The sequence below is a fragment of the Natronomonas marina genome (assembly GCF_024298905.1).
Taxonomy (GTDB): Archaea; Halobacteriota; Halobacteria; order Halobacteriales; family Haloarculaceae; genus Natronomonas; species Natronomonas marina.
In genome coordinates, this window is record NZ_CP101154.1 from 1,210,037 (window position 1) to 1,231,917 (window position 21,881).

The window sequence follows — 21,881 nt, forward strand, 5'->3', positions numbered from 1 at the left end:
GGCGGGTTTATTCGACCCGCTGTCGAGTAGCCCGGTATGGCAGGGTCCTCGGGAAACCCGCCGTCCGGCGGTCGACTCCTCCGCGTCAGGGCCGCCGTGCTGTTGACTGCTATCGCCGCCGTCCTCTCCGTCCTCACCGGCATCGTCAACATCGGGGCGACGGAGGTGTCGGGACCGCTGGCGTCGTTCGTCCCGACGACGGCCGCCCGGGCGGCCGGCTTCACCGGGACGATGACCGGCTTCCTGCTTTTGTTCGGCGCCTACGGCCTCCGCCGCGGCTACCGAATGGCCTGGCTGTCGGCCGTCGTACTGCTCCCGGTCACCGCCGCCCAGGGACTCGTCCAGTCCAGCATCCTCTCGTTTCCGCTCGTCGTCCTCTCGGTGGTCTCCATCCCCGCGGTGGCGGCCAACCGCCGGTACTTCGACCGCCGCGTGAACCTCGGCCTGTCGCAGTTGGCCTCGCTCGCGGCCATCGTCGGCGTCCAGCTGTACGGCACCGTCGGCACCTACGCGCTCCGCGAGGAGTTCGCGGGCGTGAACACCGTGCTGGACGCCTTCTACTTCACGCTCGTCACCGCCTCGACGGTCGGGTACGGCGACACCACCGCCACCACGCAGGTCGGCCGCCTCTTCTCTATGTCCGTGCTGCTCGCCGGCGTCGCCAGTTTCGCCGTCGCACTGGGGACGCTCCTGGGCCCGCTCATCGAGGCCCGCCTCGCGACGGCGCTCGGAAACATGACAGACAGACAGCTCGAACTCCTGGATGACCACTACGTCCTCGCCGGCTACGGCGACCTGACCGAACCGATACTCGAGAGCCTCGGCGACGTTCCCGCCGTCGTCATCACGAACGACCCCGAGACCGCAAAGCGGCTCAACGAACGCGGCATCGAGGTCGTCACGGGGGACCCAAGCGACGAGGAACCGCAGCAGCGCGTCCACGTCGAGCGCGCCGCCGCCCTCTTCGCGGCGACCGAGGACGACGCCCAGGACGCGCTGGCCATCCTGACCGCCCGGGAACTCAACCCCGACCTCCGCATCGTCGCCGCCGCGACCGACCGCGAGAACGTCCCGAAGCTCAGGCGTGCCGGCGCCGACGCCGTGTTGAGCCCCGCGGTGCTGGGCGGGCGGCTCCTCGTCGAGTCCGCCCTCGGCGACGACGACCCCGAGCGGGCCATCGAACGCCTCCTCGACCGCCAGCGGGACCGGTGACCCGGCTGGCCCGGCCCCCGAAGGCGCCTCCCGGAGCCCTGGCCACCATTTAACACCGACAGCGACCCAGGGAAACCATGACCCTCGACCCCGTCCACTTCGACGGCATCGCGCAACTGGCGGGCCGCATCGACCAGCGGGTCGACGCCACCGACCACGAGACGTTCGCCGACACTGTCTTCGAGGAGTTCCTCGACCCCCTGTGGGACGGCGGCCGGCGGGTCATCGAGCCGCTGGACGAGCTGGGCCGCAAACGCGTCGACGTCGAGGACGCGGCCCTGCAGGCGGCCCCGTTCCCGACCCAGCACGGCCTCGACTCGGGGACGATCAACCCCACGACGTTCACCAACGGCCTCGTACTCGACGTCGCCCAGGCCGCGATGGCGGCCGTCCCCTCCGACCTCGAACTCCACCGCGCCCGGTCCGTCGTGGCGACGGTCCACTCCAACGACGCAACCGTCGACTGCGAGGAAGACGAGTGGACGATGTTCGACCGCGGCTACTCGCGGGGGCGCATCCTGCAGGCGCCCCGCGTCAGCCGCTACGAGGAGGCCGTCGTCCACGCGCTGTCGCTGTACCTCGCGGAGGCGACCCACGCCAGGATGCAGGCCGAGGTGGTCGAGGACCTGCTCGTGCTGGATGGGCCCATCTACCCGAAGGGACTGCTCGCCTGGAGCGACCGCCACCCCGAACTGGCCGACCTCCTCGTCGAGGAAAAGCGGCCCCGCGACGTCGTCGCGGGCTACATCGAACTGGTCGAGACGTTCGCCGAGCGGGACGTCCCGCTCGTCGGCTTCGTCAAGAACAGCGGCTCGAAGGCCATCACGCGGGCGGTCCGCAGCGAAAATCGGGCGCCGTGGGTCGACGACGCCGCCTTCTTCAGGCGCGCCTTAGAGCGGACCGACGACGAGGGCGAGCGCCGGACCGACCAGTTGACGTTCACCAACTGGTTCGTCTCGCGGTGCGGCGTCGACGAACCGCTCTCGGCCGACGGCGACGCCCTGGGACTCGACCGAGAACTCGACCCCGCCGACTACGAGGTGACGTTCTTCTGTATCTACGACCCCCGCGAGGACCTGCTGTTCCGGGTGGAGGCGCCGGCCGTCTTCACCCGGGACCCCGACCGTCGGGAGGCGCTGACGACGCAGTTGCTCCGGGACGTCGCGGGCGAGCGCGGGCCGCCGCTGGCCGTCGCCAAGGCCGACGAGCTGGCGCGCATCAGCCGCGAGGAGAAGGCTGCGCTGGGCCGCGCCATCGAGGAGCGGTTCGACGCCGAACGGGACCGCAGCTACGACGACGAGCGGTGGGGGCTTGTCGTCTAGGGGGCGACGTCCTCGGCGACCTCGATGACGTCGACGGTGACCTCCTCGGCGGGGACGCCGAGGCGGGCGAACTGGGTGCGGACGTGCTCGGTGGCGGCCTCGACGGCCGCCTCACGGGTCTCGAAGCCGCGCGGCATCGGCGACTCGAAGGCGACCTGGACCGTCCGGTCGCCGAGCTGCTGGGTCGTCCCCCCGCTGTCGACCTCGTAGAACGCGTCGCAGACCCACACGTAGGGCGCGTCGTCGTCGGGCGCGCCCCGGAACTGCGGCGGTTCCTCGCCGCGTTCGTACAGCGTCCCCGTCAGGTCGGTGCCGCGGGCCGAGCCGCGAATCTGTAGCATACACGAGCTACGGCGGGCGCGGGTAAAAGCCGTGTGCCGACTACGAGTCCATGGCGACGTAGGTGTGGGTGTCCTCAACGCCGTCGAGGTTCTGGATGGTGGTCGCGGCGATGGTCTTGACCTCGCCCGGCGAGTCGACCTCCACCTTGGCGATGATGTCGACGTCGCCGGCGACGATGTGGGCGGAGGTGACCCCGTCGACGGCCTCGATGTCGTCGCGGAGGCGGTCGGCCTCGCCGGTGTGGGCCTTCACCATGACGTAGGCGACGACCATCTCAGGCACCCCCCCTGGCGACGGAGGCGCCCCGCTCGCCGACGATGATCTGCTGGACGTCCCGCAGGACGCTGAAGTCGGCGATGACGACGAGGCGGTCGCCGGCCTCCATCGAGAGGTCCGGGTCCGGGATCGCAAGCGGGCCGTCTGCCTTGCCGAACGCGAGGATGCGGGCGTCGGCCGGCAGCTCTATCTCCGACAGGGAGTACCCCCGCATCGGCGAGTCCTGCGTCACCGTCAGCTGGACGAGCTGGAGGTTCTGGGCGACGTCGGCGACCGCGCGGACGTTCCCGCCGACCAGGGCGTTCTTCGCGGCGATAGCGCCCAGCCGCTCGGGATAGATCACCTCGTCGACGTCGGAGGCGTACTTCTGGACGACGTACTCGCGGTAGTCGTTGTCGACCCGCATCACCGTCCGGCAGTCGTGGGCGGTGCCGATCATGCAGACCACGAAGTTGACGACGAGGTCGCCGGACAGCGCCGCAACCCCGTCGGCGGCGTCGAGGTCCTGCGCCAGGAGGGTCTCCTCGTCGCTGCCGTCGCCGTGGACCACCTCGAACCCCTCGTCCTCGAGGCGGTTCACCTTCGTCTCGTCGGGCTCGATGATGACCGTCTCGTGGCCCTCCTCCCGCAGGACCCGAGCGGTTCGCATCCCGACCCGACCCGCTCCGACGATTACGAATCGCATGGAACCCCCTACGACGACCGGACCCAATAATGTTACTCCGTCGCACGGGCCGCCCCCGTACCGGGAAAGTTTTTTCGCCGCCCTCTGCGAACCGGTCCCATGGTTCGGGCGTTCATCATGGTCAAGGCAGGCACCGGGCAGGCGGAGGCCCTCCTCGAGACCGTCCGGGGGTTCGACCACGTCGCCGACGCCAACATCGTCGCCGGCGACTACGACCTCATCGTCGAAGCCGAGGCCGAGGAGGTGTACGACGTCATCAACTCGGTCGCCACCGAGATCCGGAGCCTCGACGACGTGGTCGACACGAAGACCTACGTCTGTCTCGAGTAGCTACTCGTAGGGGTCGCCGTGTCGCCGGAGGTGTTCTTCCAGCGCCGCCCGCTGTCGCCGTAGCGCCGGCGTCGGTTCCTCGTAGACGTACTCGAAGACGTCGTCGGGGTCCGGTTCGGCGGCCTCGGCGGCCTCGCGGGCCGCCTCGAAGTCCTCGGCCGCGGCCTCCCGGACCGCCTCGACGAAGCCCGCCTCGACGACGCCGCCCGCCTCGAGGTACTCGACGAAGCGCTCGATTGGATCGCGGGTCCGCCACTCGGGGAACGTCGCCCGGTCGTCGTAGCGGTCGGGGTCGTCGCTCGTCGTGTGGGGTCCCTGCCGGTAGGTGAGACTCTCGAGCAGGACCGGCGCGCCGGCCCGGGCGTCCGCCAGCGCGCGGTCGACGGCCTCGTGGACCGCCAGGGGGTCGTTGCCGTCGACGCGGTAGCCGTCGATGCCGTAGGCCTCCGCCTTCGCGGCGATGGTCTCGCTGGCGGTCTGTCTCGTCTCCGGCGTCGAGATGGCCCAGCCGTTGTTCTCACAGAAGAACACGACCGGCGCCTCGAAGACGCCGGCGAAGTTCAGTCCCTCGTGGAAGTCCCCCTCGCTCGTGGCGCCGTCGCCGAAACAACAGAGGACGGCCTCGTCGCTCTCCCGGTAGTTCGCCGCCATCCCCAGCCCGGTCGCGTGCGGTATCTGGGAGGCGATGGGAACCGCCTGTGGGAGGACCGGGACATCGTGGCCGGAGCCGAACTCGGGGTAGCCGCGCCGGAATCGGAGGATGTCGGCCATCGGCACGCCGCGGGTCAACTGTGCGGCGTTCGAGCGGTAGGTCGGCACCAGCCAGTCGTCGTCGGCCAGCGCCGTCGCCGCCCCGACCTGTGAGGCCTCCTGTCCCCGGAACGGGGGGTAGCCGCTCATCCAGCCCTGTCGCTGGAGGGCGAAGGCCCGCTCGTCGAAGAGGCGGGCCCGGACCATCTCCCGCAGCAGCGTCCGGGCCAGTTCGTCGTCGGCCCGCTCGGGGTCGCGCTCGCCGATAACGCGGTGCATACCGGGACTCCGTCGCCCGGGGGCAAAGCCGTGACGGACGGACAGAGCAAAGAGCCTCGACTCCCTACGTACGGTATGGTCTCGGTCTTCGAAGCGGTCGGGCTGGTCGTCCTCCTCGGCCTGAACACGTTCCTCGCGGCGGTCCTCACCCGGATGTTCCGGGTCCGGATGGAGACCCGCTGGGGCGGCGTCCTCTACACACTACTCCTGACGCCGGTCGTCCTCGTCGTGGCGACGCTCCTCCTTGGACAGATCCTCGGACCCAACCTCGGCGACGCCGCGACCGTCCTCGGCGTGACCGTCCTCGTGCCGCTGACGCTCGGCATCGCCTTCGATTACTTCTGGATGCCCTCGCCCGACGAGGTCGAGGTGCCCGACACCGTCTAGCGGACCCGCTCGAGGGTGTCCTCGACGGCGTCGAGAACCGCTTCCGGCGACCGCGTGGCGTCGATGCGGACGAACCGGTCCGGGTCGGTCTCGACGAGCCGCTCGTAGTTGTCCTGCACCCGGGCGAGATAGCCGGCCGTCTCGAACTTGTTCGTCGCGCCCGCCCGCTCGGCGCCCGTCTCCGGCGGTACGTCGAAGTAAAGCGTCAGGTCCGGCGGGCGAGTGAACGGCTGGTGGATGCCCCGGACGTACTCCATCGGCCGCTTGACGACGCCCTCCAGCGTCGCGCCCTGGTAGGCGTACCGGGAGTCCGAGTAGCGGTCCGAGACGACGAGTTTCCCCGACTCCAGGGCCGGCCGGACGACCCGCGAGAGGTGGTCGGCGTGGTCGGCGGTGTAGAGGAACAGTTCCGCCAGTGGGTCCGCCCCGTCGTCGTCGATGGAGCGGTCGACCGCCTCGCCGTACCACGAATCGGTCGGCTCCCGGGTGAACACCGTCTCCTCGGCCGGGAGGCTGTCCCGGAGGGCCTCCGCGACGGTCGTCTTGCCGCTGCCGTCGATGCCCTCGAGCGTGACGAGCATACGGGTGCCTCGGCGGCGACGCATATCAGTGGCCGGGTCCCCGGCGGCGGGGTCGGGATGGGGACGGAAAACCGACGGCGGCGGCCTCTCGGCGCCGGAGCGCCCGGCGGTCGAAGGTAGGACCGACGACCCGCCGGTGACCGTCGGTAACGCGTTCGAGAACGAACGACGGGAGAAGGCGACGGGACCTACCGGGCCGCTCGGGGACCCTCGCGGGCGGCGCGTTTGGCCTCGAAGACGGCGCCGGCGGCGAGTTCCTGGGCCAGCGTCTCGGCAGTGGCGTCGTCCTCGTCGGGGTCGAACCCGGCCGAGACGACGGAGCCGGCGGGCGGCTGGACGGCGACGGTCGCCTGGAGACCGTCGGTGTTGCCGGATATCTCGGCGCCGACGACGAACTCGTCGGACAGCAGCGCGCGCGTCGAGGTGGCGACGTCGACCAGTTCCCGACGGAGGGCACGGCGGCTCTCGATTGAGGGCTCGGCCTCGGCGGGCCCGGCGTGGGGGGAGTTTCCGTGCATGTGGCTTGCCCGCTCTACATGGCAATCCGTTAAAAACCCGTCGGCTCGGGTGAGAGACGTACGCACACGGAGGTCACAGGATCGGCGTACTCTCGCCGTAGACGGCGAGGACGACCGCGCTCGTGTACGCCTCGTCGTCGGCCGAAGCCGTGACCGTCCGCCGTCCCTCGACGTCGAAGTCCCAGTCGCGGAGCTTTCGGCCGGCGGCCAACCCCGCCTCGACGCGCGCCTCGACGGCCTCTGGGTCGGTCCCCGACGCCTCGTAGAAGATGCCGGGGCCGTCCGGTTCCCGCGACCAGCCGAGCGAAGCAACGGCCGGTCCCGGCTCGTCCGGTCCGACCGTGGCCCGCCCCTCGACGACGGTGAGACGCTCGCCGGCGGGGCCCAGGTCCGGCGCCTCGCCGACCGCCTCGACGGTCGCCGCCGCGGGGACGACCGACGAGACCGACACGAGGTTGTAGTCGTGGACGTTCGCCTCGGCGAGGGCGGCGTCATAGGAGGCCATCGCCGTCGACCCCGTCGCTGTGCCCCAGACGACGCGGATGAGTCCCATTACCCGGAGTTGGACGGCCGAGACATAACCGCGTTTCGGAACGGTGGGGGAGCTAAAGCGGGGCGCCCCGTCGCTCAGCCGTCCTTCCGGAGCAGTCCGTCGATGCTCGCGGTCAGCACCGTCTCGCCGGTCTCGTTCGTGCAGACGACGCCGGCGGTGACCGCGTAGTCGTCGGCGCGTTCCTCGACGCGCTCGTGGGTCCACTCGCAGCGAATCCGCTCGCCGGTGTGGACGGGCCGGCGGAACTCGAGGTCCATCGTGTGGGCGAGCATCTCCAGATCGCCGCCGATCTTCGTCGGCAGCGTCGCCGTCAACAGGCCGTGGACGAGGAGTCTGCCCTCCGAATCCGGCTCGGTGTGCCGCGGCTGGGTGTCCCCCGAGAGGTCGGCGAACCGGCGGACCTCGTCGGTCGTGAACGTCCGCTCGAACGTGTAGGTCTCGCCTTCTGTCGGTCGGCTCACGCGGGAGACCGTCCCCGGTCCGGGCGCCGACCCGGTGGGCGGTCGGGCACGGTCAGGTCCCGGCCGACTCCTTCTCGAGACCGGCGGCCTCGATGTCCTCGCCGCCGACCGACGACCGCAGCGCGTCCATGCCGTCGTCGCGCTCGATGCCGAAGTCGTCGGCGTACAGCCCCTGGACCCGCTCGTACTCGGCGTCGGAGAGCGGCGGCACCCCGCTCGCGGCGGCCCACTCGTCGATGTCCTCGCGGGTCCGGAACGTCGGCGTGACCGTCGCCACCTCGTCGTGGTACAGCAGCCACTGGAGGCTGGCCTGCGCCATCGTTCGCTGGCCATCCCCTTCGAGGAACCGAAGCGCCTCGATCTTCTCCCAGCCGGACTCGTACCACTCGTCGGGCCGGTAGGCGCGGTGGTCGCCCTCGCCGAGTTCCGTCTCGGGGGTGACCTGCTCGTTCAAGAGCCCCGAGGAGTGCGGCACCCGCGGGATCAGGCTCGTCGAGGAGCCGGTCCGCTCGATGGTGTCGAGGAAGTGGTTGCCGACCTCCTGTTCCAGCAGGTTCCACACCAGCTGGACGGCGTCGAACTCCTCCTCGATGGCGAGGTCGCCCTCCGCGAGCCAGCCGATGGAGGGACCGAGCGCCAGCCCGATTGCGTCGGCACGGCCGGACTCGCGGACCTCGTCGAGGAACTCCAGCACCTCGGCGTCCATCTCCTCGGCGTTGGCGTTGTGCAACTGCAGCACGTCGACCCGCTCCATGCCGAGGCGGTCCAGCGACTTCTCGAAGGCCTCCTCGAGGTAGTCGCGGTGCATCTCCTTGGGCAACTCGCCGTGGCCCGCCTGCGGGTTGTCGTAGAAGTCGTAGCCAATCTTCGTGGCGACGGTGACCTCCTCGCGCATCTCGGCGAGCGCCTCCCCGACCAGTTCCTCCGAGCGGCCGTGGCCGTAGACATCGCCGGTGTCGAAGTAGGTGATGCCCTGGTCGACCGCGTACTGCAGCATCTCCTTGGCCTGTGACTCGCTGCGGTCGCCCCACCAGTCGGTGCCGACGACCCACGCGCCGAAGCCGATCTCGGAGACCTCCACGCCGGAGTCGCCCAGCGTCCGGTAGTTCATGCCCGGCGGTAGGGCGTTGAAGCACTTAGCCATCGGGGTTCGGTCCCGGCCCGCAGGAGCGGGATCAGGCGACCGTCTCGCCCGTCCGCCAGGCGTCGACCACGTCCCGGAGCAGGCCGGTCTCGATGTCGCCGGCCCGCCAGTCGTCGACCGCCTGCCGGAGACCGGCGTTCTGCACGACGTCGCTCTCGCCGGCGTAGTCGTCGAGACTCGGGCCGACGTCCTTCTGGACGGTCTCGGTGGCGGTGTAGCCGGCGGCGTTCGACCACCCCTGGTCGCCGGTCGCCGACGCGGTGACGGTCAGGGTGCCGTCGGCGAGCGTCGTGGCGTTGACCGTCACGTTCGTCGTCCCGTCGGTCGTGTCGGTCGGCGCCGTCGCCGTGACGGTGTCGCCGACCCCGTCCTCGAAGCGGACCGTCACGTCTCCGGGTTTCGGTTCGGCGCCGAAGGCGACGGTGACGGACACGGCGTCGACCGACTCGTTGTCGACGGGGCCGGCCACGGAGACGTTCCGGGGGTTCTGCGGCGGGACGGCCAGCGCCGCGTCGGTCAGGCCGTACCCGACCGCGTCGTTCGGGTACGAACCGTAGTTCTCGCCGTCGGGGGCGACGGCGGTTTCGACGACGCGGTCCTGCAGGCCGGCGCCCGTCGCGGAGGCGTTGGCGCCGTGGACGAGCGCCGCCGCGCCGGCGGCGTGGGGCGCCGCTGCCGAGGTGCCGGCGAACCCGTTCTGGCCGTAGGCCTCCGTCGAGACCCGCGCCGGGGCGACGATTTCCGGCTTGAGACGCCCGTCGATGGTCGGCCCCCGCGAGGAGTACGGCTCCAGGGTCTCCGTGTCCCAGTAGACGGCGCCGACGGCAATGCCCCGTTTCGTCGTCGCCGGCGGCGTCACGCTCCGCTCGACGGTGCTGTACTCGAGGTCGATGCCGTCGCTGGTGAAGAGGTCGAAGTCGGCGGTCCCGTCGGCGTTCTCGCGGTGGATGGCCAGACAGTAGTCGTGGACGCCGGACTCCTGGGGCGAGTAGGACACTTGCTCTCGGGGTCGGACGCTGTTGTCCGGGGACTGGGCGTTGTTCGAGAACGCCACGCGCTCGAACGCGCCGCTGGTGTCGTCGTACTTCAGGAGTTCGAGGGCGTACCGCTGGTCGGAGGTGGGCCAGTCGTTCCACTGCAGCGTCGCCTCGACGAACCCGGCCGCCTGGAAGTCGTTGCACTCGTCGGCGTCGGCGCCCGGATCGGAGAACTCCAGCAGATCGTCGCCGTCCTCGTCGCGCCACTGGCCGTGCCAGTGCTGACCGTCGCCCTCGTTGCCCGAGGAGACGAACCAGGCCGTCCCGCTCTCGACCCCGTCGTCTATCTCCTGGTCGAACACCGAGGTGCCGTCGTTCGGGACGCCGCCCTTGAAGCCCAGCGACATCCCGACGGCGTCGACATCCTCGTGGGCGTTGACCCACTCCATGGCGTTCAACAGCTGTAGCCCCGTCTCGGCGGTCACGAGGATCAGGTCGGCGTCGGGCGCGACGTCGACGACGATCTCGCCGACGGCGTCGCCGTGTGAGGTCGGGATGTACGGCGGCCCCTCGATGCCCTCGCCGCTGAAATCCTTCGTCTCGACGACGTTGTCGGCGATGGGCGGGTGGTCAGGGTCGAAGCCGAGGTCGATGAGCGCCACCGTCGCGCCGTCACCTGTCGCGTTCCGGTCGGCGGCGACGTTGGCCCGGATCGTCTCGACGCCCTCGCTGGTCAACTCGGCCTGCTCGGGCCGCAGCGGTGTCCGCACGAACGCCACGGCGGGTTCCTCGCCGAGCGACTCGATGCGGTCCCGCGGCACCGTGGCCTGTATCAGATTGCCGTGGTGGGCCTCGACGGTTCCGCGGTCGGCGGCGGCGTCGGCGGCCTCGTCGCCGCGACCCGCCGTGGCCTCGACGACGACCCGGATCCCGTCGGTGTCGCCGGACTCGGCCGCCACGCTCCCGTCGCCGGCCAGGAGGCCGTGTTCGACGTTCGGATGGCCGGTGCTGTTGACGCCCGGTACGTCGGACCCGCCGTCGGCACCCGAGGCGCCGGCGACGACCAGCCCACCGGCAGCGACGCCGAGAACCGCCACGACGACCACCGTGAGTAGCAGCGATCTGCGTTCGTTCATCTGTCGGGGTGTCGGTGAGGAACCTCGGGTCGGTCGACGTAGCTGACCGACGGTGCTTCGGCGAGCGGGAGCAGTTCGTCCACCGCGACGGTGGCTTCGAGACGATCCTCGAAGCGTGCCCCGACCGTTTCGAGGCGGTCCTCGGGTGCCGACGCGCCCGCCGCGAGGCGTACCTCGACGGCGACGGTTCCCTCCTCGACGTCGAGACCGTGGCGACGGGCGTACGCCGCCGCGTCGTCGGCCCTCGACAGGCCGTACAGCGTCGACTCGAGCGACGGGTGCGAACCGCCGTCCGCGACGGTACCCCCTCGCGTCCCCCTCTCGTCCCCGCGACGGTCGCCCCGACGCACGTCACTCGGTGCCCGCTCGTCTCCCCGGATTCCTGTCATGTTTGGTTCCCCCCACGAATCGATACTCCACGTATGGGAAACTCCGAGTAAAAATCCACCGACGGTGTCGGGGCTCGATGCGGGCCGCGAGCGGTCCCCGCCGTCGGTCGTGTGCCGGTCGCACAACAGCAATCCCTAACACTGCGGGTCCCTTGCGGGACGGTATGACGAAGCGCCACGTCTCGCTGCCGCCGGAGGCCGAGGAGGGACTCGAGGAGTTCCTCGGGCAGGTCGACCGTCGGCTGGCAAGCGAGGAAGACACCTGCGAGGTCGTCGAGGACGTGCTCGTCGACCTCCACGGCGACCGGGACGCCTACGAGCGGTGGCAGGCCGGCGAGGCGGTCTCGCCGGCCGAACGGGTCCGACTCCAGGGGTACGACCCCTGCAACGCGACGCTGGAGAGCGAGTACTACGCCGAGAAGGACGAGGACGCCTTCGAGGACTCCAAACACCTCCAGTGGCTCTGGCGGCAGTTCGACGCGACGCCAATGGCCGACAACGTCGAGTTCGCGCTCCGGTTCCGCCGGATGCTCGCGGATCACCTCTTCGCGGAGTGCGGCGAGAACTGTCGGTTCTTCAAGGGCATCACGTTCACCTACGGCCACAACATCTCCGTCGGCGACAACGTGATCGTCCACGACGACGTCCACCTCGACGACCGCGGGAAACTCACCGTCGGCAATCGCGTCTCCATCTCCGACGGCGTCCACGTCTACAGCCACGACCACGACGTCGTCGACCAGACTCACGTCGAGAACTTCCACACCGTCGTCGAGGACGACGCCCGCCTCACCTACGACTCGATGGTCCGGGCGGGCGTGAAGGTCGGCGAGAACGCCATCCTCGGGGCCCGCGCGGTCGCCCAGTCGGACGTGCCGGCCCACCATGTCGCCGTCGGGACGCCCGCAAAGAGTGTCCGCGTGAAACCGGGCTGGGAGTCGGTCGCCGAACCCCTCGACGGCGACCACCCCGACGGCCGCGACGAGCGCCGCCTCCCCTACGAGGTGCCCGACGACATCGACGTCTTCGACGAGTTCGGGCGCGACCGGGCGCCACCGGAGTGAGTCAGGTCGCCCGGCGGTGCCGGTAGCCCTCCCAGGCGAGGCCACCGGCGGCACCCAGGCCGACCAGAATCGCCACCAGCCCGTAGACCCCGACCCACTGCGGCAGGACGAACCCGACCCAGGAGTCAGCGACGGCGATGGCGCCGCTCAGGCCGCCGTGGTCGGTGCCCTCGAGGTTCCCGCCCGGCGGGACCGACTCCGGTTCCTCCCCGAGATTGCGGTCGGGACCGATGCGGTCGGCGTCGTAGACGATGCCCCGCCGACCGGACATGTCGTGGGCCCAGACGACCTCGCCGTCGGCGTTGACCTCCAGCACCCGGAAGTTCCGGGAGTCGACGACCAGCGTGTTCCCGTTCGGCATCCGGTCGGCGTCCCGGGGCCACTGGAGCCGGTCGTCGGCGCTCGGCCCCTCGTAGCGCCACACCTCCTCCATCGTCTCCGCGTCGTACTCGACGATGCGGTTGTTCTCGCTGTCGGCGACGATGAGGTTGTCGTGGGCCTCGAGGTAATTGGGGTCGTGCTGTTCGTACATGATGCTGTGGTTGCCCGGTTCGCCGTACACCTCGACGATGTCGTCGGTGTCGGGGTCGACCTCGACGACGACGTCGAAGTTCCTGATGGACATCAGGAAGTTGCCGTTCTCGAGGCGGTCGACATCGTTCATGTGGGTCCAGTCCTGTCTCGGCCCGGTGTAGGCGTGGTCCTCGCGGGAGGTGCCCTCGACGTGTTCGGCCCAGAACTCGCTGCCCTCGTCGAGGTGCTCCTTGGCGGACCACTCCCAGGTCACCGTCCCGTTGCGGGCGACCGTGAACGTCCGGTGCCGCGCCATGTCGATGATGACCGTCTCGCCGCTCTCGAGGCGGTCGGCGTCGTGGACCTCGTGGTAGGAGATCTGCCGGTCGTACCAGTCGTACTCCCAGACCACCTCGTTCGTGTCGGGGTCGACCTCCTGGACCCGGTTGTGCACGCAGTGGTCGCCGGTGGTGTTGGCCCACCGCTCCGGACAGTCGGGGTCCGGAACCTTCTGGCCGAAGGAGACCATCACGTTGCCGTTGTCGAGCATCTCGGCGTCGAAGACGGCGGCGTTGCCCGGGGCGTACTCCCAGACGCGCTCGCCCGAGCGGTCGACGATGAAGACGTCGCCGTTGTGGTTGCCGAACCAGCCGTACGCCTGCACCGACACGAGCGTCTTCCCCGGGTACGGTTCGTCACCCTCGGCCTCGACGGCGTCGTCGGCCGTCACCGCGAGACCGCCGAGGACGCCGACCGAAAGCAGGAGGAGCACGCCCAGGACGACGACGCGCTGTTGTCGCATTGGTGCGGCACAGGCGGCGGAGCACAAAACCGTTGCTGGTTCGGGACCGGCCATCGCCCCCAGTGGAAGCCGTTTTCCTGCCGGCGCTCGAACTCGGGGCATGCGGAGCGTCGCCATCAACGTCGGTGCGAACACGAACGAACCCGGGTTCCGGGGGCCCATCCACGGGGACGGCCGCTTCGAGTACGTCCCCATCCCCGAGTCGGAACCGACCCGTGAGGACGCCGCCGTCCCGACCTACGGCGATCTCGACCTCACAATCGACGCGAGTTCGGTCGCCGACCGGCCCGTCCACCTGGACCCGACCTTCGCGGGCGTCCACGGCTGTGACCGCTACACCTACGGCGACCCCCACGGGGTGAAGGCACGCCCGCTGCTGGAACTGTCGGCCGGCGACCACGTCTTCTTCTACGCCACGCTCTCGACGGTCGGCGACACTCCCGCCGACTGGATAGCGCCGGAGTGGGGCGCCTACGTCATCGGGCAGTTCCGGCTGGCACGGGACCCCCTGACGCCCGAGGCGTACCGGAACCTCCCGGCCGACGAGCGGGCGATATTCGAGACGAACGCCCACCGCAAGCGAGCGACCTTCGACGCCGAGGTGCTGCTGTACGGCGACGACGCCGACTCGGGACTGTACGAACGGGCCGTCCCGCTGTCGAGTCGAAGCGCCGGCGTCGACGCCAACCGCCTCGTCACGGAGCTGTCCAGCGACTCCGGGAAGGGGCCGTGGTGGCGCCGGCCGATGACCTTCGACCGGGACGGGACCGAAGAACTGCTGGCGATACGCGAGTCGGACGACCGGGAACGAGCCGTCGAGTGACCGCGCTCAGAGCCGAATCGTCGTGTCGTCGCCGTCGTCGGACTCGTCGAGTCCTTCGAGCGCCCGGCGGAAGACCAGCCCCAGCGCGAGGTGCTGTCCCATCGCGTCCTCGAGTCGCTGCCGGGCGGCGTCGCCGTCGTCGATGCTGTACTCCTTCGTCTGGACGAGTTCGTGGACCGACAGCAGGCCCCCCTCCTCGAGGTCGTGCAGCACCGGATACACCGTCCCCGGACTCAGATCGACCCCGAAGAACCGCTCGAGGTCCTCCATGACGCCCTTGCCGTGGGTCTCGCTGCGCCGCAATTCGACGAGCGCCGTCAGGAGGTTCGGCAGCGACTCCTTGACCAGGCCCTCCTCGATGGAGAGGGAGTCGCCGTCGTACAGCGTCGCCGCCGTCTCCTCGACGACCGCCTCGGTGCGGGCCGCAGGCTCGGCGTCCCCGTCCTCGCCCCCGCCGCCGAGTCCGTTCATCTCGCTCACGAGGCTCTGCAGCGTCTCCTCCGTTCCCGGTCGCGTGTCGGTCATCGTAATCGACACGTCAAGCGGAATCGTCTTAAAGGCCCGCGAACGTCCAGCGACTCGGCCGGTCGTGAACGGTTTGAACGGTCTGAACGATACCCCCGACCGGCGCGCCGGCGGGCGAATCCGAGCGGGCCGTTCGGAACCGCCCCCGCCTTCGAGAGATGCGCTCGCGGCGTCCCTGCGGTCGCCGCTCGACATGATCGAGGCGCTCCCGCTGGTCGCGCCTCGCAACTCACGGCTCGCTCCGCTCGCCGTTCGTTTCGCACGCGGCGTTCACTGCGTTCACGCCGCGCATGCGCCGTCCGGGAATTGAACCCGGGCTAGTGGCTTGGGAAGCCCCGCCGTTGCGAACGACGGGTATCCGCATACCCCTCGAATCTCCTCGCCATATCCCGGGTTTTGGCCTGCTTCAGCCCTGATTTGCGGCGCTTGACATATAAAAACCCGGGAGCGTGGCGCTGGGACACTACCGATTCGGACGAAGACGGCAGCTGGGCTTCGGAACTGGAAACAGTGGATACCCTATAGGGATCTCCAGAATGCTCTGTTGAATAGCGGTGCTGGCGTGGAGGGTCGGACATTGAGTCGGCTTGTAAGCAGGTGCTGCGAGTGATTTCAAAATTGAGTTCGGTTCACCTCGGCTCAGAGGCCGCTATTCAACACAGCAGCTGCGACTGTAGAGTAAATGAAGGCGTACCAACTCACCGCTTCGAGCGGACGGTATCGACCGTCATGACGGACTGGAGTTGCGCGAACAGGAGTCGATGCCGAACATCGAGTAGATGGGGCAGGTTCCCACCGTCGCCGTAGCGAGCATCATAATCGCAACGATTCCCAGCACGGGAGAGAGCACTGTTGGAAGCGAAAGAGTCCCAGTGAGTATTGCAATCGATATTGTTCCCGTAACTGCACCAACTGCCGTTCTGAGCGTTTCGTCTACTGAGCCGACATTTTGTCTCATACATACATATGGGTCGCCACACGTATAACACCAGTGTTGAATATCCGCCACAATACTATACTAGGATTCAGCTGCAAATGACTGAAAATTCTGCCGTGTTGAATAGATGCTGAGTCGCGGTTAGAGTGGCTCACAGAGCGGTTCTATGTTCGAGACGGCGAACATCAGGACGATTTCACGGAACTGTCGATACCAGCCGAGCGCTCGCACGGCATCGCCGAGCGAGCGCTTCGTTGTCGAATACGAAGTCTCGGCCATCCAGCGCTGAGAATAGCCTTTTGTCCGGATGAGAGCGTTATGTCCCACCGTCAACGGTCTCGATCCACGCTGTAAAATTAGTGGCTCGACACCGAGCGCGTAGAACTCGTATTTCGTGATCCAGTTGTGGAACGCTTTGTCAGCAGCCACGGACAGCAGGTCGTCCGCGTTCCGGCGGACGACCCGCGGCCCGGTCTTCGTATCGTGTTTCCACCGGGCTGAGATATGTACGTCAAGGACGGCAAGAGACTCTCTGTCGGTTAATGTCGTCACTTTTAGTGTTTGAACGTTACTTCCCGACCGCTGGCGATAGTACGACGAGGCCGAGCGGCGGTCGAAGAACGTACTATCGAGTGCTGCGTGTCCGGACTGCGGGTGCTGCTGCGCTGAAACGCGCAGCAGCGCCCGCCACACCCACATTTTCAGCCGGTCGAACGATTTGTAGATCGTGCTGTAGTCCGGCAGATCGTCCCGATCTAAGTCGAGTACGTCACGAATCTCGGCGATATACTCCAGCCGATTCGGCGTTTCGCGGTAGCTGTGGTCTTCTTCGAGCCGAAAACAGTGCAGAACGACGTGTTTCCAGCGGGCGAACCCGCCGCTGGCGGGCTCGCCCGCGTGCTTCCCCAACGCTTGTTTGACTAGGTGCCGACACTGCTCAACGAAGTCGAGGAGATCGACTTCCATGGACAGAATCGATTTCCTCGGCTTCGCCCTTCTACTCCGCGATATAAGCGGATTAGATCGCTATTCAACACGGCAGAAATAGGGTGGCTTGACGCCTCACGGCCCATGATCCGGTCAACTCGGTCCGACGATCGATTTCTATGATGTCCAGCGATGGCTGTCTTCAGCGGAATCTACCGCTCTGAGACCACGCGTATAGCTGTCTCTCGACAATTTCGAGCCTTAACTCTACGTCACAGATTTGAGCGTCATGGTTAACACCCTGGCCCAATCAACTCAACGTATGAGTACGACGGCCCAGGAGAGTGAACAACCTGAAATCGAAGTTTCAGAAGCTGCCTCGAATAAGGCTCTGGCTCTCTTAGAGGAAGAGAGCTTGGACACTGACACGGCAGGACTTCGGCTATTCGTCCAGCAAGGAGGATGCGCGGGTCTGTCATATGGGATGCGGTTCGATACGAGTCCCGACGAAGATGATATGATCTACGAGCACCAGGGCCTGCGAGTGTTCGTTGATCCCGCGAGTATCCAATATATTGCGGGGAGTGTTGTTGAGTATGAGACGGGTCTCCAAGGCGCAGGCTTTGATGTTGAAAATCCCAACGTGGTCTCGGAGTGTGGCTGTGGCGAATCTTTCCGCACCTGAACACGACTGCCAGCACGATGATCACCGCTTCATATAAAATCAGGTACAATGGACGCTGAGGAACTCGAGCATCGTCTGCTCTCCATTCTCAAAGAGGATCCGAAAGCTTCTCTCGGAGAGATCGCCGACCAGGCTGGCGTCGCGCGACCTACCGCCCGAAAATATATCCAGAAACTCGAGGAGGAAGGCGCTATCGTCGGGTACACTGTCGAGATCGACCCAAAGAAAGTCAACCACCAGAGCATTGCGATGGTGGGAATTGACGTCGAGAGCGACCAGTACGTTGAGGCGACGAGTAAACTCAGAGATCTCGACTCGCTGACTGCGTTATATACCGCGACCGGGGACCACATGTTGATGGCCGAACTCGAGGCGACAGGAAGTACCGAGCTGAATGAAATCGTTAGCGATCAGATCCTCTCCATCCAGGGCGTGACCACGGCTTGCCCGGCTGTTCTTCAAGAACGGCTCAAATAAGACGGATGCCCTTCTGCAATATTCGTTTAAATATATTTATTTATCAATATTCATCTAAGTATATCATACGAAGATCCTCTCAGGATGGCTCGTCGTTTGTCCTCATCTCCCTGGTCTTTAGCTAAACCTGAACGGTGTCAGAGAAGAGTTTCGCACGTCTCTGCCGACGGTAACGGAGAAAACACATACTGCTGTGACCAGGAACCTTCCCAATCTCTATCGGGAATCGAGTGCTGAATAGAGGGAGCGAGTCTTATGATCTTTTTACTAACGTTCTCTGGGTATTCAGTGAATTAAATAAAACGACTTTTGATAATAAAAATCCCTTATAAAACCCCTATCACGTGTTGCAATAAGTTGTGTACTCTGAATCAAATTTTTCTGAAGGCGGTTGTTGAAATTGTGAATTCGCATCTTTCGATTCATAAGGATTTTTCAAGACATTCAATAAATCCTTGAATTTAGAGAGATTTTCTTTTTCTAGATACTCATTTAGTGCCTCTTCTATCAAGTAGTTGCGGGGAATATAACGGGGATTAGTTTTCTTCATCATCTTCCTATCCAAGCCGATACCAGATAATTCATTTCGGATATGTTTGAAATCTTCAGATGAATAGACTGGGTCATCAAAGGAGCCAGGAGTTTCTAATTCTATGAATGTATTCGTGTAGTCTGCTCTAGATTCACGAAGCCAGTCTAAGAATGCATCTACTATTGCTTCCTCTCCGTCTGATTTGATCCCTAGTTTCTTTCTCATCATACTATAGTATTTAGCATCGAATATTTCTTCAAAATTGTCTAGCTTGGCTTCTAGTTCATCAAAAGCGTGAGATGATTCTTGAAAAAGCTGTTTTAGGGATTCTGCGAAACGTCCAAGATTCCATTTCAAAATAGGTTTTTGATTCCCGAAAGAGTATCTACCTCTTTTGTCCACAGAGCTGAAGACAGCATCTTCGTCGTAATAATTCATGAATGTACATGGTCCGTAATCAAATGTTTCCCCATCTATACTCATGTTGTCTGTATTCATGACGCCGTGTATGAATCCTACACGCATCCAGTCAACTACCATATTTATAGAAGATCGCATAACTTCATCAAAAAAATCTGTGTATTTTTTATCCTTGTTATTCAAGTGAGGATAGTGCCTGTCGATTACATAATCAGTGAATTCCTCAAGTTCTTCAGATGCTTGACTTGCCACATATTGGAAAGTGCCGTATCTAATGTGGCTTCTCATCACTCTTACAAGGATGGCTCCGGGTTCTGTTCTACGTCTCTGAACTGATCCGTCGGTCTCGATTACTGCCAGACTCCTAGATGTTTTTATACCAAGATTTTGCATCGCGTATGAGTAAATATACTCTCTGAGCATGGAACTAACAGTTGCGTTCCCATCGCCTCTTCCGGAGTACGGCGTTCGACCAGACCCTTTCAGTTGAATATCGTATCTATTACCATCGTGCACATGTTCGCCTAGTATCATCGCTCTTCCGTCGCCAAGTACAGTATAACTTCCAAATTGATGTCCTGCATATGCTTGAGCAATCGGTTCTTCCAGAAGTTTTTGCCCTGAAAGAATCTGACTGTTCAAATCCTCTTTATTTAATCCAAGGCCATCACACAAATCTTCATTAAGAAGTAAAATCTCCGGATTATTGATATCTTCAGGCGTCACTCTCGAATAGAGGTTGGAGTCCAAATCTTTGTACGTTGTGTCAAAGGAAAGGGACATGTGTTATCTTTAGTGTCTAAGGTTTCCATTTTAATAAGTTGTTCCTTGTGAACTACCCTACCCTGCTCGCGCTGACGCGCTCGCTGAAATGAGTGGCTCGCGGTTGCGCCCCTCTGCATCTTGTACCCCATTTGTGATAGAAACCATATGCGAAGCTGAGGACGTGCAAGATGGAGAGCATGAGTGACACGATAATATTGAGTCGAAAGGCCCTGCACTGTTGGTCAGATAAGCCGACTTGGTGATCGTATCAATCCTGTTTTTCCCTGCCGTTTTGCGGTCAGCGATGCTGCAACCAGCGCCACCGCCGAGAGAACAGCTTGACTCTCAACGTTGACGTTTGTTTTCCTTGCGTGCACGGACGCGGTCAAAACCGGTGAACGACTTCAGCCTCGAGAATACGCGTTTGACACCTGCCCGTGGGTGTCGATGCATCCGTTCTTTGATCGCTTGGGAAATATAGTCTCAGTAACACTCGAACGGATCAGACCGGGTACGCCAGCCGGTGGCGTGCAGCCATCGATGAGGAAGGAGGTTTTATTCCTGACGGCCGATGCGAGGATATGAGCACCTGCGGGACCCTACGGCTGGCGACGAGGGGATCCGACCTCGCCCAGCGACAGGCGGCAATCGTCAAGGAAGCCCTCGAGGATCGCCGATACGAGGTCCAACTCGTCGAAGTCGAAACTCGCGGCGATCAACTCAGAGACGAACTCATCCATCGGCTCGGGAAGACCGGTGCCTTCGTCCGCGCGCTCGATGAGGAATTTCTTGAGGACGAACTCGACGGGGCGATTCATTCGATGAAGGACATGCCGACCGAACAGCCCGAGGAGCTAACTGTCGCCGGCATCCCCAAACGGGCATCGCCCGAGGATGTCCTCATTTCTCCCGACGGTTACGACCTCGAGACACTCCCAGAAGGGGCACGCGTTGGGACCGCCAGCCTCCGACGGCGTGCCCAGTTGCTCGCCAGACGGTCGGATCTCGATGTCGAACCACTCCGGGGGAACATCGATACCCGCATCGAGAAACTCCTCGCGCCACACCTCCAGGCCGAACACCAGGCACGACTCGACGCCAAGGAGGACGAGGCCATCGAGAGCGAGGGCGAGAATACGGACGGAACACAAACGGCGACCGCCGGCGCGATCGATGACAATCTCACCGTCGACGAGTGGTTCAACGATCTCGCCGAGATCGAACGGCGGGCGATGGAACGGACCGTCGAGACCGAGTTCGACGCGATCGTTCTCGCGGCCGCCGGTATCGAACGGAGCGGGTTCGATCGACACCTCGAGTACGTCACACTGCCGCCGCGGACAGTCGCGCCGGCCCCCGGCCAGGGTGCCATCGCCGTCACGGCCCTCGATGACAGTGACGCCAGCGAGGCGATTCACGACGCTGTCGATCATCCCCGGACAAGAATCGAGACGACGACGGAACGCGTGATCCTCGGGACCCTCGGGGGTGGCTGTATCGCACCGATCGGGGTCTATGCGATCGTCGAGAGCAACTTCGTCCACGTCGTCGTGCAGGTGTATAGCCAGGACGGCGAGGAATCGGTAACGGCGAGCCGCGATCTCTCGACCAAACAGTACGTCAAGCAGGCCAGCGCGTTCGCCGATGATCTCGCAGACCGGGGTGCCGCCGAGCTTATCGACGCCGCCGACACGACACGCGACCGGGACGTCTACGATGAGTGAGATGGATCAACCAGGGACTGTGTATCTCATCGGAAGCGGTCCCGGTGAGCCGGAGCTGCTGACGGTTAAGGCCAAACGGCTGCTCGAAACGGCGGATATCGTCCTGCACGATAACCGGCCAGGCCCGGAAATCATCGAATAGATCCCCGGAGAAACGCGAGTACATCGGTAAGCGGGCCGGCAGCGATCGAACCCCCAATCGGTGAACAACGACCAGTTCGTCGCGCTGTCCCGTGCGGGCAAGACCGTCGTCGGATTCAGAGAGTGGCTTCGACCGCGTGTACGAGTACTCCTCGTCCGGGGCTACAGTATAGTTCACGACGGAGTTGGAACGTTCTGAATATC

The 21,881-nt window shown here is 64.9% G+C and carries 25 protein-coding genes, 1 tRNA gene and 1 pseudogene; 10 read left to right on the top strand and 17 right to left on the bottom strand.

The genetic code is table 11. The features are described from left to right. Positions 1-36 precede the first annotated feature (36 nt). Together NLF94_RS06515 and NLF94_RS06520 are read left to right on the top strand one after the other, a co-directional pair. Complete coding sequence (locus NLF94_RS06515; protein ID WP_254840659.1) at positions 37-1,212, top strand: NAD-binding protein; 1,176 nt, start codon at positions 37-39, stop codon at positions 1,210-1,212. Positions 1,213-1,289: 77 nt separating this feature from the next. After that, complete coding sequence (locus tag NLF94_RS06520) at positions 1,290-2,534, top strand: DNA double-strand break repair nuclease NurA (RefSeq protein WP_254840660.1); 1,245 nt, start codon at positions 1,290-1,292, stop codon at positions 2,532-2,534. Here the strand turns inward: NLF94_RS06520 and NLF94_RS06525 are convergent. Genes NLF94_RS06525 through NLF94_RS06535 form a run of 3 tightly spaced genes read right to left on the bottom strand, consistent with a single transcriptional unit; the run spans position 2,531 to position 3,837 of the window. Continuing rightward, a complete protein-coding gene (locus NLF94_RS06525; RefSeq protein WP_254840661.1) occupies positions 2,531-2,875 on the bottom strand; it encodes a DUF7113 family protein in 345 nt (114 codons plus the stop codon). The genes NLF94_RS06520 and NLF94_RS06525 overlap by 4 nt on opposite strands. A 40-nt stretch (positions 2,876-2,915) precedes the next feature. Then, positions 2,916-3,149, bottom strand: coding sequence for an Lrp/AsnC family transcriptional regulator (locus NLF94_RS06530; RefSeq protein ID WP_254840662.1), 234 nt, complete (start codon positions 3,147-3,149; stop codon positions 2,916-2,918). Between the two features lies 1 nt (position 3,150). Continuing rightward, complete coding sequence (locus NLF94_RS06535) at positions 3,151-3,837, bottom strand: potassium channel family protein (protein ID WP_254840663.1); 687 nt, start codon at positions 3,835-3,837, stop codon at positions 3,151-3,153. Positions 3,838-3,936: 99 nt separating this feature from the next. Here NLF94_RS06535 and NLF94_RS06540 point away from each other — a divergent pair, with 99 nt between their 5' ends. Then, positions 3,937-4,167: an Lrp/AsnC family transcriptional regulator gene (locus NLF94_RS06540; RefSeq protein ID WP_254840664.1), complete on the top strand. Its 231-nt coding sequence runs from the start codon at positions 3,937-3,939 to the stop codon at positions 4,165-4,167. On the opposite strand, the gene NLF94_RS06545 is transcribed toward NLF94_RS06540, so the two are convergent. Continuing rightward, a complete protein-coding gene (locus NLF94_RS06545; RefSeq protein WP_254840665.1) occupies positions 4,168-5,196 on the bottom strand; it encodes a thiamine pyrophosphate-dependent enzyme in 1,029 nt (342 codons plus the stop codon). Positions 5,197-5,271: 75 nt separating this feature from the next. Here NLF94_RS06545 and NLF94_RS06550 point away from each other — a divergent pair, with 75 nt between their 5' ends. Continuing rightward, positions 5,272-5,583: a DUF7991 family protein gene (locus tag NLF94_RS06550; protein ID WP_254840666.1), complete on the top strand. Its 312-nt coding sequence runs from the start codon at positions 5,272-5,274 to the stop codon at positions 5,581-5,583. Here the strand turns inward: NLF94_RS06550 and tmk are convergent. From tmk to NLF94_RS06585, 7 genes are all read right to left on the bottom strand, one after another. Beyond that, complete coding sequence (gene tmk, locus NLF94_RS06555) at positions 5,580-6,164, bottom strand: dTMP kinase (RefSeq protein WP_254840667.1); 585 nt, start codon at positions 6,162-6,164, stop codon at positions 5,580-5,582. The two genes, NLF94_RS06550 and tmk, sit on opposite strands and share 4 nt — an antisense overlap. Before the next feature lie 188 nt (positions 6,165-6,352). Continuing rightward, positions 6,353-6,682: a DUF5811 family protein gene (locus tag NLF94_RS06560; RefSeq protein ID WP_254840668.1), complete on the bottom strand. Its 330-nt coding sequence runs from the start codon at positions 6,680-6,682 to the stop codon at positions 6,353-6,355. 73 nt (positions 6,683-6,755) lie between these two features. Further along, positions 6,756-7,235 carry a pyruvoyl-dependent arginine decarboxylase gene (locus NLF94_RS06565; protein WP_254840669.1) on the bottom strand — a complete coding sequence of 160 codons (480 nt, stop codon included), beginning with the start codon at positions 7,233-7,235 and terminating at the stop codon, positions 6,756-6,758. 74 nt (positions 7,236-7,309) lie between these two features. Continuing rightward, on the bottom strand, positions 7,310-7,696 hold the full coding sequence (locus tag NLF94_RS06570; protein WP_254840670.1) for a MaoC/PaaZ C-terminal domain-containing protein: 387 nt from the start codon (positions 7,694-7,696) through the stop codon (positions 7,310-7,312). A gap of 52 nt (positions 7,697-7,748) precedes the next feature. Further along, the gene (locus NLF94_RS06575) at positions 7,749-8,807 is read right to left on the bottom strand and encodes an aldo/keto reductase (protein WP_254840671.1); all 1,059 of its coding nucleotides are present in this window, start codon (positions 8,805-8,807) and stop codon (positions 7,749-7,751) included. 64 nt (positions 8,808-8,871) lie between these two features. Further along, the gene (locus tag NLF94_RS06580) at positions 8,872-10,953 is read right to left on the bottom strand and encodes a S8 family serine peptidase (RefSeq protein ID WP_254840672.1); all 2,082 of its coding nucleotides are present in this window, start codon (positions 10,951-10,953) and stop codon (positions 8,872-8,874) included. Continuing rightward, positions 10,950-11,342, bottom strand: a complete 393-nt coding sequence (locus NLF94_RS06585) for a hypothetical protein (protein ID WP_254840673.1) — start codon at positions 11,340-11,342, stop codon at positions 10,950-10,952. Before NLF94_RS06585 ends, NLF94_RS06580 begins: the two co-directional genes overlap by 4 nt. Positions 11,343-11,506: 164 nt before the next feature. Between NLF94_RS06585 and NLF94_RS06590 the strand changes: the two genes are divergently transcribed. Further along, positions 11,507-12,406 carry an acyltransferase gene (locus NLF94_RS06590; RefSeq protein ID WP_254840674.1) on the top strand — a complete coding sequence of 300 codons (900 nt, stop codon included), beginning with the start codon at positions 11,507-11,509 and terminating at the stop codon, positions 12,404-12,406. A 1-nt stretch (position 12,407) separates the two neighbouring features. Here the strand turns inward: NLF94_RS06590 and NLF94_RS06595 are convergent, their stop codons facing one another. Continuing rightward, positions 12,408-13,721, bottom strand: a complete 1,314-nt coding sequence (locus tag NLF94_RS06595; protein ID WP_254840675.1) for an arylsulfotransferase family protein — start codon at positions 13,719-13,721, stop codon at positions 12,408-12,410. A gap of 100 nt (positions 13,722-13,821) precedes the next feature. On the opposite strand from NLF94_RS06595, the gene NLF94_RS06600 reads away from it, so the two are divergent. Then, a complete protein-coding gene (locus NLF94_RS06600; protein ID WP_254840676.1) occupies positions 13,822-14,544 on the top strand; it encodes an Nmad3 family putative nucleotide modification protein in 723 nt (240 codons plus the stop codon). A 6-nt stretch (positions 14,545-14,550) separates the two neighbouring features. Here the strand turns inward: NLF94_RS06600 and NLF94_RS06605 are convergent, their stop codons facing one another. From NLF94_RS06605 to NLF94_RS06620, 4 genes are all read right to left on the bottom strand, one after another. After that, positions 14,551-15,069, bottom strand: a complete 519-nt coding sequence (locus NLF94_RS06605) for a PadR family transcriptional regulator (RefSeq protein ID WP_254840677.1) — start codon at positions 15,067-15,069, stop codon at positions 14,551-14,553. 291 nt (positions 15,070-15,360) lie between these two features. Continuing rightward, positions 15,361-15,471: transfer RNA gene (locus tag NLF94_RS06610), tRNA-Gly, on the bottom strand. Positions 15,472-15,796: 325 nt separating this feature from the next. Then, a complete protein-coding gene (locus NLF94_RS06615) occupies positions 15,797-16,027 on the bottom strand; it encodes a YgaP family membrane protein (protein WP_254840678.1) in 231 nt (76 codons plus the stop codon). Positions 16,028-16,147: 120 nt separating this feature from the next. Next, positions 16,148-16,972 (bottom strand): IS5-like element ISNph4 family transposase, encoded by an 825-nt coding sequence (locus NLF94_RS06620; protein ID WP_254840679.1) that lies wholly within the window; start codon positions 16,970-16,972, stop codon positions 16,148-16,150. Between the two features lie 283 nt (positions 16,973-17,255). Between NLF94_RS06620 and NLF94_RS06625 the strand changes: the two genes are divergently transcribed. Together NLF94_RS06625 and NLF94_RS06630 are read left to right on the top strand one after the other, a co-directional pair. Beyond that, complete coding sequence (locus NLF94_RS06625; protein WP_254840680.1) at positions 17,256-17,618, top strand: HesB/IscA family protein; 363 nt, start codon at positions 17,256-17,258, stop codon at positions 17,616-17,618. Positions 17,619-17,666: 48 nt separating this feature from the next. Further along, positions 17,667-18,095, top strand: coding sequence for an Lrp/AsnC family transcriptional regulator (locus NLF94_RS06630; protein WP_246988981.1), 429 nt, complete (start codon positions 17,667-17,669; stop codon positions 18,093-18,095). 340 nt (positions 18,096-18,435) lie between these two features. On the opposite strand, the gene NLF94_RS06635 is transcribed toward NLF94_RS06630, so the two are convergent. Continuing rightward, positions 18,436-19,830 (bottom strand): protein adenylyltransferase SelO, encoded by a 1,395-nt coding sequence (locus NLF94_RS06635; RefSeq protein WP_256558713.1) that lies wholly within the window; start codon positions 19,828-19,830, stop codon positions 18,436-18,438. A gap of 563 nt (positions 19,831-20,393) precedes the next feature. On the opposite strand from NLF94_RS06635, the gene hemC reads away from it, so the two are divergent. Continuing rightward, a complete protein-coding gene (hemC, locus tag NLF94_RS06640; RefSeq protein WP_254840682.1) occupies positions 20,394-21,536 on the top strand; it encodes a hydroxymethylbilane synthase in 1,143 nt (380 codons plus the stop codon). Continuing rightward, a pseudogene (locus NLF94_RS21070) lies at positions 21,529-21,789 on the top strand (SAM-dependent methyltransferase); the annotation flags it as partial. The gene hemC and the pseudogene NLF94_RS21070, both read left to right, overlap by 8 nt. Between the last annotated feature and the right edge of the window lie 92 nt (positions 21,790-21,881).

Coding starts and splice junctions, on each gene's coding strand:
- NLF94_RS06605 (WP_254840677.1), bottom strand. CDS start 15,069: ATGACCGACACGCGACCGGGAACGGAGGAGACGCTGCAGAGCCTCGTG.
- NLF94_RS06560 (WP_254840668.1), bottom strand. CDS start 6,682: ATGCACGGAAACTCCCCCCACGCCGGGCCCGCCGAGGCCGAGCCCTCA.
- NLF94_RS06550 (WP_254840666.1), top strand. CDS start 5,272: ATGGTCTCGGTCTTCGAAGCGGTCGGGCTGGTCGTCCTCCTCGGCCTG.
- NLF94_RS06575 (WP_254840671.1), bottom strand. CDS start 8,807: ATGAACTACCGGACGCTGGGCGACTCCGGCGTGGAGGTCTCCGAGATC.
- hemC (WP_254840682.1), top strand. CDS start 20,394: ATGAGCACCTGCGGGACCCTACGGCTGGCGACGAGGGGATCCGACCTC.
- NLF94_RS06635 (WP_256558713.1), bottom strand. CDS start 19,830: ATGTCCCTTTCCTTTGACACAACGTACAAAGATTTGGACTCCAACCTC.
- NLF94_RS06630 (WP_246988981.1), top strand. CDS start 17,667: ATGGACGCTGAGGAACTCGAGCATCGTCTGCTCTCCATTCTCAAAGAG.
- NLF94_RS06585 (WP_254840673.1), bottom strand. CDS start 11,342: ATGACAGGAATCCGGGGAGACGAGCGGGCACCGAGTGACGTGCGTCGG.
- NLF94_RS06600 (WP_254840676.1), top strand. CDS start 13,822: ATGCGGAGCGTCGCCATCAACGTCGGTGCGAACACGAACGAACCCGGG.
- NLF94_RS06540 (WP_254840664.1), top strand. CDS start 3,937: ATGGTTCGGGCGTTCATCATGGTCAAGGCAGGCACCGGGCAGGCGGAG.
- NLF94_RS06530 (WP_254840662.1), bottom strand. CDS start 3,149: ATGGTCGTCGCCTACGTCATGGTGAAGGCCCACACCGGCGAGGCCGAC.
- NLF94_RS06535 (WP_254840663.1), bottom strand. CDS start 3,837: ATGCGATTCGTAATCGTCGGAGCGGGTCGGGTCGGGATGCGAACCGCT.
- NLF94_RS06620 (WP_254840679.1), bottom strand. CDS start 16,972: ATGGAAGTCGATCTCCTCGACTTCGTTGAGCAGTGTCGGCACCTAGTC.
- NLF94_RS06580 (WP_254840672.1), bottom strand. CDS start 10,953: ATGAACGAACGCAGATCGCTGCTACTCACGGTGGTCGTCGTGGCGGTT.
- NLF94_RS06545 (WP_254840665.1), bottom strand. CDS start 5,196: ATGCACCGCGTTATCGGCGAGCGCGACCCCGAGCGGGCCGACGACGAA.
- NLF94_RS06625 (WP_254840680.1), top strand. CDS start 17,256: ATGAGTACGACGGCCCAGGAGAGTGAACAACCTGAAATCGAAGTTTCA.
- NLF94_RS06590 (WP_254840674.1), top strand. CDS start 11,507: ATGACGAAGCGCCACGTCTCGCTGCCGCCGGAGGCCGAGGAGGGACTC.
- NLF94_RS06615 (WP_254840678.1), bottom strand. CDS start 16,027: ATGAGACAAAATGTCGGCTCAGTAGACGAAACGCTCAGAACGGCAGTT.
- NLF94_RS06525 (WP_254840661.1), bottom strand. CDS start 2,875: ATGCTACAGATTCGCGGCTCGGCCCGCGGCACCGACCTGACGGGGACG.
- NLF94_RS06565 (WP_254840669.1), bottom strand. CDS start 7,235: ATGGGACTCATCCGCGTCGTCTGGGGCACAGCGACGGGGTCGACGGCG.
- NLF94_RS06515 (WP_254840659.1), top strand. CDS start 37: ATGGCAGGGTCCTCGGGAAACCCGCCGTCCGGCGGTCGACTCCTCCGC.
- NLF94_RS06520 (WP_254840660.1), top strand. CDS start 1,290: ATGACCCTCGACCCCGTCCACTTCGACGGCATCGCGCAACTGGCGGGC.
- tmk (WP_254840667.1), bottom strand. CDS start 6,164: ATGCTCGTCACGCTCGAGGGCATCGACGGCAGCGGCAAGACGACCGTC.
- NLF94_RS06595 (WP_254840675.1), bottom strand. CDS start 13,721: ATGCGACAACAGCGCGTCGTCGTCCTGGGCGTGCTCCTCCTGCTTTCG.